The organism is Streptomyces sp. NBC_00448, from assembly GCF_036014115.1.
Lineage (GTDB): Bacteria > Actinomycetota > Actinomycetes > Streptomycetales > Streptomycetaceae > Actinacidiphila.
Genome location: NZ_CP107913.1, coordinates 5,858,467 through 5,873,884, shown reverse-complemented (window position 1 = coordinate 5,873,884; position 15,418 = coordinate 5,858,467). Strand labels below are relative to the sequence as shown.

13 protein-coding genes and 1 pseudogene are annotated in these 15,418 nt (G+C 69.6%); 8 read left to right on the top strand and 6 right to left on the bottom strand.

The features are described from left to right. Window positions 1-25: 25 nt before the first annotated feature. Both OG370_RS25195 and OG370_RS25190 read right to left on the bottom strand, forming a co-directional pair. Window positions 26-3,175 carry a sensor histidine kinase gene (locus OG370_RS25195; protein WP_328468005.1) on the bottom strand — a complete coding sequence of 1,050 codons (3,150 nt, stop codon included), beginning with the start codon at window positions 3,173-3,175 and terminating at the stop codon, window positions 26-28. A 281-nt stretch (window positions 3,176-3,456) separates the two neighbouring features. Continuing rightward, window positions 3,457-4,701, bottom strand: a complete 1,245-nt coding sequence (locus OG370_RS25190) for a transposase domain-containing protein (protein WP_328468003.1) — start codon at window positions 4,699-4,701, stop codon at window positions 3,457-3,459. Window positions 4,702-4,980: 279 nt separating this feature from the next. Here OG370_RS25190 and OG370_RS25185 point away from each other — a divergent pair, with 279 nt between their 5' ends. The 4 genes from OG370_RS25185 to OG370_RS25170 all read left to right on the top strand — a co-directional run bounded on the left by OG370_RS25185 (window position 4,981) and on the right by OG370_RS25170 (window position 8,904). Then, a complete protein-coding gene (locus tag OG370_RS25185) occupies window positions 4,981-5,778 on the top strand; it encodes an ABC transporter ATP-binding protein (protein WP_328468001.1) in 798 nt (265 codons plus the stop codon). A 29-nt stretch (window positions 5,779-5,807) separates the two neighbouring features. Further along, window positions 5,808-6,836, top strand: a complete 1,029-nt coding sequence (locus OG370_RS25180; RefSeq protein ID WP_328467999.1) for an ABC transporter permease — start codon at window positions 5,808-5,810, stop codon at window positions 6,834-6,836. Window positions 6,837-6,950: 114 nt separating this feature from the next. Further along, window positions 6,951-8,009 (top strand): ABC transporter substrate-binding protein, encoded by a 1,059-nt coding sequence (locus OG370_RS25175; RefSeq protein WP_328467997.1) that lies wholly within the window; start codon window positions 6,951-6,953, stop codon window positions 8,007-8,009. A gap of 235 nt (window positions 8,010-8,244) precedes the next feature. Next, window positions 8,245-8,904: a hypothetical protein gene (locus OG370_RS25170; RefSeq protein ID WP_328467995.1), complete on the top strand. Its 660-nt coding sequence runs from the start codon at window positions 8,245-8,247 to the stop codon at window positions 8,902-8,904. Between the two features lie 57 nt (window positions 8,905-8,961). Here OG370_RS25170 and OG370_RS25165 read toward each other — a convergent pair whose 3' ends face one another. After that, the gene (locus tag OG370_RS25165; RefSeq protein ID WP_328467993.1) at window positions 8,962-9,504 is read right to left on the bottom strand and encodes an AAA family ATPase; all 543 of its coding nucleotides are present in this window, start codon (window positions 9,502-9,504) and stop codon (window positions 8,962-8,964) included. Between the two features lie 79 nt (window positions 9,505-9,583). On the opposite strand from OG370_RS25165, the gene OG370_RS25160 reads away from it, so the two are divergent. Together OG370_RS25160 and OG370_RS25155 are read left to right on the top strand one after the other, a co-directional pair. Further along, window positions 9,584-9,805 (top strand): DUF6011 domain-containing protein, encoded by a 222-nt coding sequence (locus OG370_RS25160; protein WP_328467991.1) that lies wholly within the window; start codon window positions 9,584-9,586, stop codon window positions 9,803-9,805. 176 nt (window positions 9,806-9,981) lie between these two features. Beyond that, window positions 9,982-11,286 (top strand): HEAT repeat domain-containing protein, encoded by a 1,305-nt coding sequence (locus OG370_RS25155; RefSeq protein WP_328467989.1) that lies wholly within the window; start codon window positions 9,982-9,984, stop codon window positions 11,284-11,286. Window positions 11,287-11,360: 74 nt separating this feature from the next. Here OG370_RS25155 and OG370_RS25150 read toward each other — a convergent pair whose 3' ends face one another. From OG370_RS25150 to OG370_RS25140, 3 genes are all read right to left on the bottom strand, one after another. After that, window positions 11,361-11,762: a hypothetical protein gene (locus OG370_RS25150; RefSeq protein ID WP_328467987.1), complete on the bottom strand. Its 402-nt coding sequence runs from the start codon at window positions 11,760-11,762 to the stop codon at window positions 11,361-11,363. 413 nt (window positions 11,763-12,175) lie between these two features. Next, complete coding sequence (locus OG370_RS25145; protein WP_328467985.1) at window positions 12,176-13,117, bottom strand: hypothetical protein; 942 nt, start codon at window positions 13,115-13,117, stop codon at window positions 12,176-12,178. A gap of 90 nt (window positions 13,118-13,207) precedes the next feature. After that, window positions 13,208-13,774, bottom strand: coding sequence for a hypothetical protein (locus tag OG370_RS25140; RefSeq protein ID WP_328467983.1), 567 nt, complete (start codon window positions 13,772-13,774; stop codon window positions 13,208-13,210). Window positions 13,775-13,929: 155 nt separating this feature from the next. Between OG370_RS25140 and OG370_RS25135 the strand changes: the two genes are divergently transcribed. Together OG370_RS25135 and OG370_RS41545 are read left to right on the top strand one after the other, a co-directional pair. Further along, window positions 13,930-14,853: an FkbM family methyltransferase gene (locus OG370_RS25135; RefSeq protein ID WP_328467981.1), complete on the top strand. Its 924-nt coding sequence runs from the start codon at window positions 13,930-13,932 to the stop codon at window positions 14,851-14,853. Between the two features lie 104 nt (window positions 14,854-14,957). Further along, window positions 14,958-15,071, top strand: a pseudogene (locus OG370_RS41545) (IS982 family transposase); the annotation flags it as partial. Window positions 15,072-15,418 lie beyond the last annotated feature (347 nt).

Below are 15,418 nucleotides of genomic sequence, written 5' to 3'. Positions count from 1 at the left end.
GCGGGCAGAGGGGACGGCGACCCGCTCATACCGGACCCGATCCGCCCGGTGACCGGCCGCGCCCGTCGTCACGCTCGGACCCGTCGTCGCGCTCGGCGCCGTCCTTCCCTCGCCTGACGCCTTGGTGGAAGCTCGACAGCCGCTCTCGCATCAGGTCGGCCTGGCGCGGTGCGACCGGCGCCGCGTGCGGCTGCGCCGCCCTGTCGCGTGCCCCCGCACCGGGGGCGAGGTTGCCGAAGGGCACGCGCCGGGGCAGTCCTTGAGCGGTCGAACCTCCGACCACCGAACCGCCGGTCGACGCCCCGGTTTCTCCGCCGGCCCCGGGGCGCGGGCTGGTGTCGGGCCGCGCCCACGAAGGCGACGGGTGAGCGCCGTCCCGGGGAGGCTGCGGCTGGGGTTGCGGCTGCGCGGACTGCTGGAGTTGCGGCTGCGGTTGGGATTGTGGCTGGGATTGCGGCTGGGGCTGCGCGGACCGCGGGGGTTGGGGCTGGGGCCGCTGCGGGAGCGGGGCGGGCCCGGGCTGCGCCGGTTGCGGCCCGCCCATCGCCGGCCGGCCGGGGTCCGGCAGACCACGGGTCGGCTGCCCCCGGTCCGGCTGTCCGTGGCCGCTCTCCGGGCCGGGCCACCCCGACCTCGTCGACTCGAAGATCGGCAGCCGCTCGGACCCGTGGCCGCCGGGCGCCGGGTCCGGGTACGCGTGCCGGCCGGCCTGCGGCGCGTCAGGTATACGGGCGCCCGCCGCGTGGGCGCCTGCCGCGTGGGACCCGGCCTGCGGAGGTCCTTCCATCGCCGGTCGGCCGTCCATCCCGGCCGGAAGCAGGTGCTCCTCGATCGGCTGCGCGAACCAGGAGAATCCGTGGCCGGACTGCCCCGCCGCCTGCTCCTCCTCGTTGAACCACGGGAAGCCGCCGTCGGGCGGACCCGAGTGGCGCCCGGCCGGCGCCTCCTCAAGGCGCCGCGCGCCCGCACCGGTCTCCACCGCCGGACCGTAGGAGGTGTCGAACCGCGGGTCGCCGAACCGCGGGTCAGTGGCGCGCGGGTCGCCGAACCGCGGGTCGCCGACCACCCCCGACGGGCCCCGGGCGGGGAGCGTGCCGGGCTCGGGGAGGTCGTACGGGCCGGGGCGCATGGTGGCCTGGTCGAACGCCGGTCCCAGGCCCGCGTCGATCTCGCTGACCGGCAGCAGCAGGGCCGGCGGTATCCGGATCAGCGCGTTGAGGCCGGTCCGGCCGGACCCGGTCAGCCGCACCTGGATGCCGTACTTGGCCGCCAGCCGCCCGACGACGAACAGACCCATCCGGCGGGAGGTCGCCACGTCGAGCACGGGCGGCTCGGCGAGCCGCCGGTTGATCCGGTTCAGCTCCTCGGGCCGAATGCCGATGCCCGCGTCCGCGATGTCCAGCACGACATCGCCGGAGGTGAGCATCTTGGCGCCCACCAGCACCTGGGTCTCGGGGCCGGAGAACGCGGTGGCGTTCTCGATGAGTTCGGCCACCAGGTGGACGACGTCGGTCGCGGCATGGCCGGCCACCGCCACGTCGGGCAGTTCGTACAGCATCACGCGTTCGTACTGCTCGACCTCGGCGGTGGCGGCGCGGACCAGGTCGAACAGCGACACCGGCTGGTTCCAGCGGCGGCTCTGCTCCTCGCCGGCGAGCACCAGGAGGTTCTCGTTGTTGCGGCGCATCCGGGTCGCGAGGTGGTCGAGCTGGAACAGGCTGGCGAGCTGGCTCGGGTTCTGCTCGCTGTTCTCCAGGTCGTCGATGAGCTGGAGTTGCCGCAGCACCAGGCTCTCGCTGCGGCGCGAGAGGTTGGTGAAGATCGCGTTGACGTTGCTGCGCATCCTCGCCTGCTCGGTGGCGAGCCGGACCGCCTCGAAGTGCACGCGGTCGAAGGCTCGCGCCACCTGGCCGACCTCGTCCTGCGTCTGCAACTCGATCGGCTGGACCTGCACCGGCTCGTCGGTCTCCGCGGGCTCCACGTCACGAAGCCGGCGCACGGCCTCGGGCAGCCGGTTGTCCGCGACGTCCAGCGCGGAGACGCGCAGCCGGCGCAGCGGGCGTACCACGGACCTGGCGAGGACCAGGGCGCCGAGGAAGGACAGCGCGACCACCGCGACGATGATCGCGATGTTCTCGTAGAGCTGGGTCCGCCCGGCCGACAGCAGGTGCGAGGCGCGGTCGTTCATGTCCGCGACGGCCTGCCGCTCGACGATCCGCACCGCGTCGAGCTTGTCCGTCAGCTGGTTGAACGCGGTGGCCTTGCTGATCCCCAGGTCGGCGAGCGGGATGTCCTCCTGCGCGGCGGTGGAGACCGCCTGGACGGTGCCGTCGGCCGCACCGACCTTGTCGCCGCTGACCGTCGACTGGTACAGGTTGAGGAGCGAGGTCGGCGCGTTGTTGGCGAGCGCGTCGCCGGCCGTCTCGAACTGCGCCTGCTCGATGTTCTCCTTCTGCTCCAGCGTGAAGCCGCCACTGTCCAGCACGTCGACGAGGTAGCCGCGCTCGCTCGACGTCTGCTGCTCGATCTGCTCGATCGAGGAGAGCGTGGCGACCAGGCTGCCGAGCGTGTGATCGGAGCTGACCGCGGCGAGCTGGTCGCTGAAGTCGAGCAGGTCGCCGATGATCGTGCTGTACGCGCTGAAGGTCGGCGTGCCGGCGCCGGCCGCGAGGCCCTGCGCGGAGGCACGCAGCGGGCTCAGGTCACCGAGCCGGGCCTCCCCGCGCGCGCCGAGCTGGCGCACCATGGCGGGCAGGGCGTCGACGCTGTCCTGCTGCCGGCGCAGGCTCTCGTCGAACTCCCGCACCTGCGCGTCGGTGGTCCGCTGGGCCGCCGTCAGTTCCTTGTCCCGGGCGACGCCCGACCCGTTGAGCGCGACCTCGGTGAGGTCGCGCTCGTCGTCGAGCGCGCCGACCAGGGTGGAGATCTGCCGGGCGAGCTGCGTCTGCCCCTGGATGTGCGCCGCGGACCGGAGGCTGCCGACCTCGGAGACCACGCGCACACCGACGAGCGGGATGATCGCGATCAGCGGGACCAGCACCAGGACCAGCATGCGGCTGCGGAGCCGCCAGTCGCCCAGATGACGCTTGACGTGCAGCCGGGCGAGGACCTTTCCGCCGGTGGCGGTGATCCACTTCGGTCCGGAAGCGGAACGGGATCTCCGTGCCGTTGTCACGGCATCGCCACATTGTGATGCGCCAAGCGGTCCCCGCACGTCAACGGATAGCCGGCTTCGCGAGGCCCCTGGTCTTCCATTTACTAACCCTCAACCCTCATAACGTCGCAGCATGACGCGGCGGCGCTCGGTCATTCGGTTCACCACAACAAGCGCTCGACTCAGGTACACACCAAGTCGCCGGCGCGTTACTTCCGCGCGCTGGTCGGGGACCTCATTGCAGCACACGCACGCCCGCGGGAGCAAAGGATCTCGCTACTGACTTAAGAGGTCTCCCCCGGTCACACCGTCCGTCCGCGCGCTTCGACCGAAAGCTGGTCCGCCGAATGCATCGGGGATAGCAGGTGCCCCACCGCGTGATACGTGCAGAGCATCGCATATATTTCCTGCCGGACGAGTTCGGGACTTTTCGACCGCAATACCACCCGCAGCCCCGCGATCTGACCGGCGAACCGGCCGACACCGTTTCGGCACATCTCCGCCACACTCTCGTGCCGGGTCGTGATCTCGCCCGCCGTCACCGCGTCGTCGAGAAACGACGTGACCAGCACCGGAGCACTCCCGGCCGGTCCCCGCGACCGGCCGGGACCGGAAGCGGAGGGTCCGCACGGCACCACACGGACGACGGCCCCCGTCCCCGGCTCCGCGCCCGCGGCCCGGCCGTCCGGCGGCAGCTTCGACAGGTACGACCCGTCGGGCAGCGCGCGCACCACCGGCAGGAGGTGCGCGGTGTCGGTGCGGCCGTCCAGCCGCCAGATCTGATGGGCGCCGGCCGCGGCCAGCGCGTTCCACATCGCCGTGGGGACCGCCTCACGTTCGCCGACCACCAGCGCCCCCGCGCCGAGGAGGTCGTGCGGCCATTCGGCGATGATGCCCTCGATGCCCAACTCCGGGCTGGGGGCGATCGCCGAGGCGACGGAGAGGCACATCCGGCACTCGGTGAGCGAGACCAGCCACACGTCCAGGGCGCGGCCCTTCGCCGGTCTCTTCGTCCGGTCGCCACGGTCGTCGCCGTCGCCGCGCTCGCCGTCGCCCGTCGCTTTGCCCGTCGCCTCGCCGTCGACGCCGGGCAGCACGTACGCCGCCCGGTTCGCGGGGGTGTCCGGCACCTCCATGGCGACGCTCTCGAAGGCGAACACCCGCTCGGTGCCCGGCGGTCCCGGCTGCCCGGCCGACGCGGCCACGTGGGCGCAGAGCTCCTTGAGCGGTTCGACGCCCAGCCGCATGCGGGCCCGGGCGATCGCGGCGGCGGAGGCCAGGTCACCGGCGTCCTGGAACATCTCCGGGAGGCCGCCGGTCAGCTTGGCGAGCACCTCCTCGTAGGAAGAGGTCCCGAAGAGCCACATCGCGAGAGCGAAATACATCATGAGCCGCGCGGGCAGCAGCCGTCTGCGGCGCTCTCTCCGCTCGGCTTTGTCCACCAGCCGATCCATTAGTTCCGGCCGGAAAGTCTGTACGAGCATGCGCAGCGCAAGCCGGTCCGGAAGGGGGGTTTCAGACGGTATGCCGAGATAACGGAACGTCATCGCTAGAAGTTACCTCCGAAGAACGCGCCGCGTCTAACCATCGTCGACAATGCACAGAAAGCACACTTTGCGGATTTTCTCCGGACACGGGGAGGTCGTCGTGAGGAGAGGAGCCGCAGATAAGCGCCCTGCCCGCGCTTAAGTCAGTGGACCCTTGTTCGGCGAGGTTGTTGTCCCGCGCCGGGTTCTGGCAGCCTCACTCGCGTGACAAGCGAATCCCAGCGTGCAGACACCAATGGGTCGGTCACATCGCCGCAACCGACGACGCCTCCTATCGTGATGCGCAATGTGACCAAACATTTCAACACGCCGCAGGGCGGCAATCACGATGTCCTGCGCGACGTCAATTTCTCGGTGGCGGCCGGCGAGTTCACCGCGGTCGTCGGTCCCACCGGCTGCGGTAAGTCGACCACGCTGTCGCTGATCTGCGGCCTGGACCGGCCGGACACCGGCGAGGTGCTCATCGACGGCCGCCCGGTGGACGGCATCGGGAAGGACGTCGGCTTTGTCTTCCAGACCGACGCGGTGTTCCCCTGGAAGACGGTGCTCGGCAACGTGGCGGCCGGCCCCCGCTTCCGCGGCGCGTCACGCCGGGAGGCGCACGCCGAGGCCACCGACTGGATAGGCCGGGTCGGCCTGACGGGGTTCGAGCGGTACCACCCCCACCAGCTCTCCGGCGGGATGCGCAAGCGGGTCGCGCTCGCCCAGACGATGATCAACCGGCCGCGCGTGCTCCTCATGGACGAGCCGTTCGCCGGCCTGGACGTGCAGACCCGCCAGATCATGTCCGACGAGCTCCTCTCCCTGTGGGACCAGACCCGGCCTTCGGTCGTGTTCGTCACCCACGACCTGGAGGAGGCGATCTCGCTCGCCGACAAGGTCGTGGTCATGACGGCGGGACCGGCCACCGTGAAGGAGACGTTCGCGATCGACCTCCCCCGGCCGAGGAATCCACGCGAGATCCGGCACACCCCCGATTTCGTCAAGCTCCACGAGCGGATCTGGGAATCGCTGCGCGACGAGGTCCAGGTCGCCTACCGCCGCACCGTGACCGCGACGCCCGAGACCGCGGCCTGACCCACCCCCGCCGGAAGAGGCAAGAGCGCATGAACGTGCACGGTCCCCGGTCCACTGCCGATACGGCGGACGCCGACCCCGACACCACCAGTACGGCCGAGGAGGCGACCGAGGGCGCGGCCGGTGACGTGGCCGGTGACGTGGCCGGCGACGCCGCGAGTGAAGCCACGGGTGATGTCGCCCGTGACGCCGCGGACCGCGTCGCCCGCCCCGAACCGTCGAAGAGCGAGGCCCGAACCGGGTCCACCGCCCGGCGGCAGCGGCTGCGGCGCCACGTGCTGGTCAACCTCACCCGGGTCCTCGTCCTCGCCCTGTTCGTCGGGCTGTGGCAGTGGCTCGCCTCGGCGGGGACGATCGACAGGTTCTACACCGGCGAACCGTCCGGCATCTGCTCGAAGTTGTGGGACTGGGTGCGCCACGGCACCTCGCAGGGCTCGCTGTGGGACCAGGTGTGGGTGACGCTCCAGGAGACGCTGATGGGCTTCGGGATCGGCGTGACCCTCGGCGTCGTGTTCGGCATCCTGCTGGGTCGGCTGCGCTTTCTGGCCGACGTCTTCGCCCCCTATATCAAGACGCTGAACTCGATACCGCGCATCCTGCTCGGGTCGGTGTTCGCGATCTGGTTCGGCCTCGGGATCAGTTCCAAGGTCACGCTGTCGGCGGTGCTGGTCTTCTTCGGCGTGTTCTTCAACGCCTTCCAGGGCGCCCGCGAGGTGGACCGCAACCTCATCGCCAACGCCCGCATCCTCGGCGCCGGGAACGCCAAGGTGACCCTGCAGGTCGTCGTCCCGTCCGCGCTGAGCTGGATCACCACCAGCCTGCACGTCGCGTTCGGCTTCGCGGTCACCGGCGCGATCGTGGGGGAACTGCTCGGGGCGCAGCAGGGCCTCGGGCTGCTCATCTTCCAGGCGCAGGCGAATTTCGACCCCGACGGCGTCTACGCGGGCCTGGTCATCACCGCCGCGTTCGCCCTGGCCGCCGAGGGCCTGATCACGCTCCTCGAACGGCGCCTGCTGCGGTGGCAACCGCGCCCGCAGCGGTCCGGCGCAGGAGCCTGACCCGGCGATCGACGTGAACTCCCTGACGCATGTCCACCCCGCAATGACCGGCGGAACGCGGCACGGCCGAAGACGGCCGGCGGCGCGTCCGCTCCCGAGAAGAAAGCAAGGCTCATGTGGCGCAAGAAGATCGTTCTCATAGCCGCGACGACGTTCCTGGCTACAGGGGTGACGGCCTGCTCGGACGACAAGTCCGGCAGCACTGACGCGGCGAGCGAGGGTTCCCTGACGAAGGTGACCATCGCCCTGTCGAACCAGGCGAACCAGAGTTACCTCCCGCTCATCCTGGCCGAGCGGATGGGCTACTTCACGAAGCAGGGGCTGGACGTCAAGATCGACAACCTGCAGAGCACCCCGCAGGTCTCCGACGCGCTGCTCAAGGGCGACGTCCAGGGCATGATCGGGTTCTTCGACCACAACCTCGACCTCCAGGCCAAGGGCAAGAACACCGAAGCGGTCGTCCAGCTGCTCCAGGCGCCCGGCATGGTCGAGATGACCCGCGCGAACGAGAAGTCGCTCAAGTCCCCGGCGGACCTGCGGGGCAAGACGGTCGGGGTGACCTCGCTCGGTTCGGCCAGCTCCAACATCGGTTCCTACCTGGCGGTCCACAACAACATCCCGCTGGCCCAGACCCATCTGGTGGCCGTGGCCGCCGGGCCCACCTTCGTGGCGGCCTTCCAGCACAACCGGGTCGACGCCGGTGTCACCACCGAACCGACGATCTCGACCCTGCTGAAGAAGCACCTGGGCACGATCGTCGCCGACATGCGCACGGCCGCCGGCACCAAGGCCGCCCTCGGCGGCCCGTACCCGGGCACCGCGCTGACCGTCCAGACGGCGTGGGCGAACAGCCACAAGGACACCACGCAGAAGATGGTCAACGCGATCTACCAGACGCTCCAGTGGATGGAGTCGCACTCGGCCGCGCAGATCACCGCCCAGGTCCCGGCCGACTTCTACTCCGGCAGCGGCAAGGACCAGTACATCCAGGCGCTGGCCAACGAGATGGGCATGTACAACCCCACCGGCCAGATGCCGGCCGACGCGCCGCAGACCGTACTGCGGGTGCTGAACGCGATCGACCCGGCCGTCAAGGGGCACAAGATCGACCTGGCGAAGACCTACACCGACGAGTACGTCCAGAAGGCGGCGCAGGAGACGTCAGCGTCCTGACCGTAGGGACCGCCGGGGCCGCCAGGCAGAAGACGGTGGCCGCGACCGGGCGACCGGGGCGACCGTACGGTCACGGAGTGTCATCAACCCAGGCGGCCGGGCGGCCGGGGGCTCTGACAATGCGGTGCGGCGGGCGCCGGCGCACACTGGCCGGGAAGGTGGACCGGGAGCCGAGTCCTAGGGAGACGCCATGCTGGGGACGCGTCGTCGACACGGGGTGCGCAGGAACCGTCTGATGTGTACGGCCGCGGTGCTCACCGCTGCGGCCGTCCTCGGCGGGACGGTGGCCGCCGATACCGCGGGGGCCGCCACCGGGGCGCGGAGCGGCGACGGATCGGCACCGAGCCCGTCCGAGCTGAAGGCGGCGCTGCTGACCTCCGGGGACACCGGGCTGAGCGGTGCGGACTCGACCGGCGGCGGTGGCGTCAGCGGGGACGGGATCTCCGGCTGCCGGGCGCTGGTGAAGGTGCTGGAAGCGCCGCCCGGTGCGGGGACGCAGGAGGCCGACTTCAGCGGCGGCCAGACCGGGCCGCTGCTGAGCGAGGAACTGACGGCGAGCACGTCGGCCAAGGAGGGCGCCGTCTACGCGCGGGCCAAGGCCGCGCTCACCTCCTGCCGCGACCTCACCCTCACCGAGGGCGGCACCCGGCTCGCCCTCACCCTGAAGCCGGTCCACTTCGGCGGCGGCGAGAGCACGGCGACGCGTATGGAAGGGAAGTTGAGCGGCGTGCAGGTCAACGGGTACATGGCGTTCGGACACGTCGGCCCGGTCCTGGTCGGCTTCACGTTCTTCCAGATCGCCGGCGACTCGCCCCAACTCGCCTCCGCGCTCTACCAGAAGGCCGTGGACAAGGTCCGCCACACCGTCAGCACCGGTGGCGGCACGCCCGTCTGAGACCTACGGTGTGGCGCTGTCGGCGCCATGCGGCGCCAGGCACTCCGTGCGGCGCCGTCAACTCCGTGCGGTGATCCAGCCCGTGGCGGCGAGCACCTCGCGGGCGATGTCGGGGACCGTTCTGCCGTCGGTGGCCACGCGTACGGCGTCCGCCGGGGTCCGCTCGTCCAGGAGGCGGGCCTTGCGGATGCTGTTGCCCACCTCCTGCTCCAGCTCCGAACCGAGTTCGCGGCCCGTCAGCCGCGCGGTGGCGGTGGCGTCGGACGCGGTGAGCAGGACCCGTACGATCCGCAGGTCCGCGCCCATCGCGCGGGTGAACATCGCGGCCGACTCGGGCAGCACGCTCGCCGTGTTCGTGTAGACCAGGCGCCGGTAGCCGAGCCGGGCGTAGTTCGCCCACAGCGCCGCCAGATTGCGTTCGGTGATCCGCGAGCGGTCAGAGTCCCCCTCCGGCGCCGGGTGCACCTGCCCCATGAAGTCGCCCTCCACCACCGCGTGCGGCACCTCCGCTCCCCGCAGGCCCGCCGAAACCTCCCACGCCACCGTCGACTTCCCGACGCCGGCCCGGCCGCCGATGAGCAACACCTCCGCGTGATCCACGCCGCCGAGCCTGCCAGGCACCACCCGTCCGGCGCGACCGGATTCCCGCGGCGGCCGGGGTATCGCGCACACTGTCCTCATGCCCTCCGACGCCCCGCTCCCCGGCCTCGCCACCGACGAGGAACTGGCGGCCGCCGGGAGGCGGGTGGTGCTCTGCGGCATGTGCGGGCATCCGCTGTCCGACGCGGAGAGCCGCGCATGGGGGCTCGGGGAGAACTGCCGGCGCAAGTTGGGCGGGAACGTGAGTGTGCGGCGCCGCGGCCGGTTCGAGGTCGACCAGGAGGGCATCCCCGGCCTCTGAGCCCGCCGCACCGGATTCTCCGGGTCCTCCGCGCTCGTCGGAGCCGGTCTCTTCTGCCCCGACGGTCACAGCGGCGTCGGGGTCGGTGGCGGTGCCGGAATCGGTGACGGCCGAGTGTCGGACCCGTGCGCGATGCTGGGGCCGGGGACGATCACGAGCAGGCAGAGGGGGCCGGAGTGGCGATAGATCCGATACGGGACCTCGCGTCGGACGACACACGTGAGGCGGCCGCGAACGCCCTGGTGGCACTGGGCGCGGAAGCGGTGGAGCCGCTGGTGCGGGAGCTGGCGGACGGCGACTCCCCGGTGGGGCCGCGGCCGATCCGCGAAGTGCTCCAACGGATCGGCGGCGGGGCGCCGGAGGGACTCTGGCAGGGATTCCGGTCGGCACCTTCCGAGGCGTCCCGGAGTCGGTTGGGCTACGCGTTCTCCTCCTTCGGCCCGGCCGCTCTCGACCACTACCGGACGGCGCTCGCGAGCACCGAGCCGTTCATCCGGGCCGCGGCTGTCGAAGGCGTCCGGGGATGCGACGAAGCCGGGCGGACCGCGCTCCCGGCCGTGCTGCCGTTGCTCGCCGACCCGGACCCGGAGATCGCCAGGAAGGTGCGGTTCCTGCTGATCCACCACGGGCAGGAGGTGGTACCACTGCTCCAGGACGTCCGCAGGCGCGGACCGGGCCGGCTGCGGGCGCGGGCGCTGACCGTGCTCGCCGACATCGGCGGGGAGGCGGCGCTGTCCGCGGCTGACGTGGCCGCGGTCGAACGGCTCATCAGAATCAAGCTCCAGGACGACAGACCGACGGGGATCTGGGCCTGCTGGAACCACTGGATCGCCGTTCCGAGCGGGGACCAGGCAGGAGTCATGGCAGCCCTGGGCCTGACCGACCCCAGGCCCGCGACCTTCAAACTCGCCCACGAGGTCATCGACTCCGACGGCCACTACCACGACGACTCCACCTACTCCCGGGTCTTCGTGACCCCTGAACTCGACGGTTGGACCCTCCTCCTCGGCGCGTGGTGCAGCCCCTGCCACGAGGAGCGGAGTGCGGACGTCCTGCGCCTGTGCACCGAACTGAGCGCACGCTACGGCCGGGCCCAGGCGTACTACTGGGGAGGCCAGGGAGACGGCTCCGCCTGGCTCGTCGCCGAGCGCGGCGCCGTGGTGCGGCGCTACTGCGAATCGGGCGAGGCCGACGACGAGTTGCTGACCCTCGGCGAGCCCCTCGCGTTCGAACGTGAGCACCGCACGAAAGTGGGCCTGCGGCCCGAATGGGACCCGGCCCAGGAGAGCGAGGAGGACGAGGACACGTGGACGCACGAGGCGTACGAGATGGCGCCGGACATCGCCCGCGCCTTGGGGGTGAGCCCGCTCGCCCTCGAACCCGCCATCGGGCCTGACACGCCCTCGCGCGGGACCGGGGTCATCGCGCTGACCCCGTACGCGGCGGCACACGGGGTGCCGCCGGGCGCGTACGGCATCTGAAGGCCGGACAGGGCGATTCCGTGCTACGGGCGTTCGGATCGGGACCGGAGGGTCGGGACCGAAAGGTCGGGGGGTCAGAAGCCGTTGCAGTCGACCGTCGCGGAGGGGCCGGTCGCGGTGGCCGTGTGCGCCTTGCCGTTGTCGACCACGACGGAACAGGTCGCGGTGCCGCCGCCCGGTCCCAGAGTCAGGGAGAGCGAGCCGCCCTTGACGAAACTCTTCGTCGTCAACTCCTTCTGCCACGGCAGCGTCTTCGCCGTCACCTTGGTCGTCGAGATGGTGTCGTCGTGCCAGGTGGGGTACCCGATGGTCACGTCGCGGGCGGTGCCGGTGACGCGGTATCTCACGGTGACCGACTTGCCCGCGTCACCGCGGACGACGGCCGCGATGGCGATGATGCCGCCGAAGAAGACCACGGCCGCGGCGAGCAGGACCCACGGCCGCTTCCGCCTCCTTCGCGGCGGAGGAGGGTGCACGTGTCCGTGCGGCTCGGGCACCGGCGGTCGGGGCGCCGGCCTCGCGGCTCGCCCTCCGCGGGGCTCCTTCCGCTCCGGACCGGGGTCCTGCCCCGGCGTTGGCTCGCTCATGGACCCAGGATGCGGTGGGGCGACCATCACGGCGAGCCGGGAGGAGCCCCGATACGCCAAAGGGCCCCTCCCCCGCGCGAGCGCAGGTGAGGGGCCTCTTCATGGTGTGGCGGCACGTGGATTCGAACCACGGTAGGCTAAGCCGACGGATTTACAGTTGGCTCGCTTGCCCCGGGTGTTGACGCCCCAACCAGGCCATCTCCACTGCCGATCACCCCTTGACCGAGCAGCCGTCCATGCCTCGTCCTGATCATTCGAGTTTCGCGCGTCGGTCAGAACATCGGACACCACTCCACACCATCTCAATCAGATGATCTTTTGGCACCTCGATGAAGCGGGCTCCTATGCCCAGAATCAAAGATCATCTCCCAGCATTTCACGCATACCTCAAATCGACGCATCTTGACAGGCTCTTCATATTCAGCGCTGCGACCCCGCGAATTATAGAGACCATCCTCCTCCATTTCGAGAAGGAACGTCGGCTCGCCGCACTCAGCACAATGCGAGAGCGCGTCCTCTACCCGTCGTGGAAAGCTTTCGCCGCGAGGAAGAAGAGACAAGTTCATCCATGTACGCTGACAGAACCGGCACGCTGCAAACTCTAGAGCGTCAAATACCAGAGTCCAACATCCACAGGAGAGGCACCCCGTAACGCGCTCAATACCAGCCGCCTCAAGCTCCCTTTCGATCCGCTTCAAACGCAGGTCTACCAGCACCTCTATGGACGTCAGATTTTCTCGAACATCCTCAAGAATCTCGTGATACTTATCAAATTCCTCGCTCTCAGGACTCGGCCCCAGCCAATCTTCTAGGAACACCAACAGAAAATCCAGAACCTCGGCCGCCACAGCCTTAACCGCATGAGCCGACTCACGGTTCGCACCGTAGTGCTGCAATTGATTCCTATAGCGAGCCAACTTCTTGAGACGACTTCGCGTTTTCTCGGGAACATCCACGCCGACGATTTTTTGCAATCTTTCAATAGTCGCATCCGTGCCGCAGCTCTCAAAATCTCCGCGCTCATAAGATTCTCGATCCGCCGCACCGGGATTCTTGAACACCAGCGACCAGTGTTCATCTACAAGCCGGACTTTGAAAAGAATTTCCACGGCTGCCTGAAGGTGCAGGACGGCATACTTGAGGGAATGATCCTCCTCGTCATCCACCAGCCGACCAACTGCACTGTTGAGAAAATCCATCCCGTTTGAAATCGGAGGGAAATGGAAACTTTGATCACTTGCCACCGCTCGCCGACACCCCATTTTTTTGAGACAATTTTATTGCGGGAAGCCAAATAGCATACAATGAGCAGCTGCGGTCAGAATCTCGGGAATCTATCCCTCTCCTTGCGGCCTTGCTGGCGGCAGCAGGAGGTCCCGCTCTGGATGCGGCTCCCCAACCAAAGAACCCGAGACGCCCAGGTCGACTCGAGCCGTCTCGTGGAAGGCATTGATCGCTGCGAAGACCGCGCGGTTGCGGATGCGCCAGTCGTCCAGGGTGCCGGGGGTTTTGCCGGTGGCCTGCCAGTCGACTTCCAGGGTGGTCGCGTTCAGCGCGTGGGCAGCTTCGATGACCTCGTCGCCGGCCAGGAGCATGATGCGTTCGAAGGCGCGGCCGCGGAGGTGGGTGGCTTCGTAGAGGTCGGCGCGCTGGCGTGACTCGGGGTCGTCGCTGACGCGGATGCCCTCGCGGTGCTCGTACAGCTCGACGGCGAGGTAGACGGCGGCGCGGACGCGGTCGATGTAGTTCTCGTACGCTTCGAGCTTCTTCGTGTCCCAGCGGGTGAGCAGCTCGCGGCGGATGCGCTGGCGCTCGGTCCAGTAGTTGGTGACGTAGGTCGTGAGGGCGCCCAGGAGGACCGCGGCAATGGTCAGCAACTGCTCGGACGTGCTCAAGCCCACCCCCGGCCAAGAGTCGTAAAGACGTCTTGAGGATTTTAGGAGGGTGGAGGGAGGCGAGGGGACGGTTCCGGGGCATCCGGGCCGTGGGGCTCTGGGGCGCCGCAGGTGGCCGCCCGTAAGGTGGGTGGCCTGGCGGCGTGCGGAGGAGCGAGCGGATGAGCAACCCCACTACGGAGGCCCTGGTCACCCTCGGCCGCTGGTACGTACGCAACGCGCCCGGCACGCTCGGCAAGGGCCCGCTGGCCGGCCGCTGGCTGAACCCGCACCTGCGGGACGAGCCGCGCAAGCGCGTCACGGAGACCGTGAGCGGCGCGCGCTTCGCCGTGGACACGCAGGACCTGATCCAGCGCTACCTGTACCTGTTCGGCACGTGGGAGCCGCGCATGACGCACTGGCTCCAGAACCGCCTGGGCCCCGGGGACACGTACATCGACGTCGGCGCGAACATCGGCTACTTCAGCGTGCTCGCCTCGCAGCTCGTCGGCCCCACCGGCCATGTCGTCGCCATAGAGGCGTCGCGCCCCTTCCTGGACCGGGTCGAGCAGAACGCGCGGCTCAACGGCTGCACGAACATCCGCGCCGTGCACACCGCCGTCTCCGACAAGGACCAGACGCTCACCTTCATCCTCGCCAGCTCCGCGAACATGGGCGCCAACAGCATCGTCCCCTGGGACGGCCCGACCGAGTCCGTCTTCGACATCGACGCCCACCCGCTCCCCGACGTGCTGACCGACGACGAGATCACCCGCGCCCGGGTCGTCAAGATCGACGTCGAGGGCGCGGAGGGCAGCGTCGTACGAGGCATGGCCCCCATGCTCGAACGCCTACGCCCGGACGCCGAGGTCACCGTCGAGGTAACGCCGGAGCGCATGGAGCAACTCGGCGACTCCGTGGAGGAGTTGCTCGACACGATGCGCGGTGCCGGCTTCCACGTGTACCGCCTCGCCAACGAGTACGCCGCCGCCACCTACCCGACCGCCCTGCGGGGAGCCTCCACCGTACCGGTCCGATGGCGCGGACCGGTCACCGGCGAGAGCGACCTCGTCTTCTCACGCGTCGACGCGGAAACGCTCCCCTGAAGCGGACGGGCAGGACTGGGGCGCACCCCCAGACGAGTAGTTCCGATGTCTCGGGTTCTGCGGTTTCGGGTCTGGGCAGCAGGAAGGGTGTTCAGCATCGGGTTGTGACGACCGAAGAACTGAACACCCTCCTGACGGCACTGTATGTGCTCATTGATGATCATCTGCCGAAAACGCGTTGGCTGGGCCGTCCACCACGCCTGTCCGACTCAGAACTGGACAGGGCAACGGCTTCTCAACCCTGCCCAGCCGATGCGTCGATGCCGGAGGCCACGTGCCCAAGGGCAGCCTGCTGGAGTCAGGAGAGGGCGTAAGAGATGGCGGCCAGCAGCTTGTGCTCGCAGGCTCCGGGCCCGTCGATCCGGTCCACGAAGTTGGCGGTCAGGGCGAGAGCGGCGATCATGGCCTGGTGCTCGCCGTCGGAGGGGGCAGGCCTGGTCGCGCCAAGCGAGGGGGTCGTCGCCGGTGAGGGCGATGTCCACGACCTGGCGCACCACCGGCAGACCGGCCGTCGCCACGAGTTCGGGCCACGTCGTGGTGAGTTTGCCGAGCTCATGAACACTCC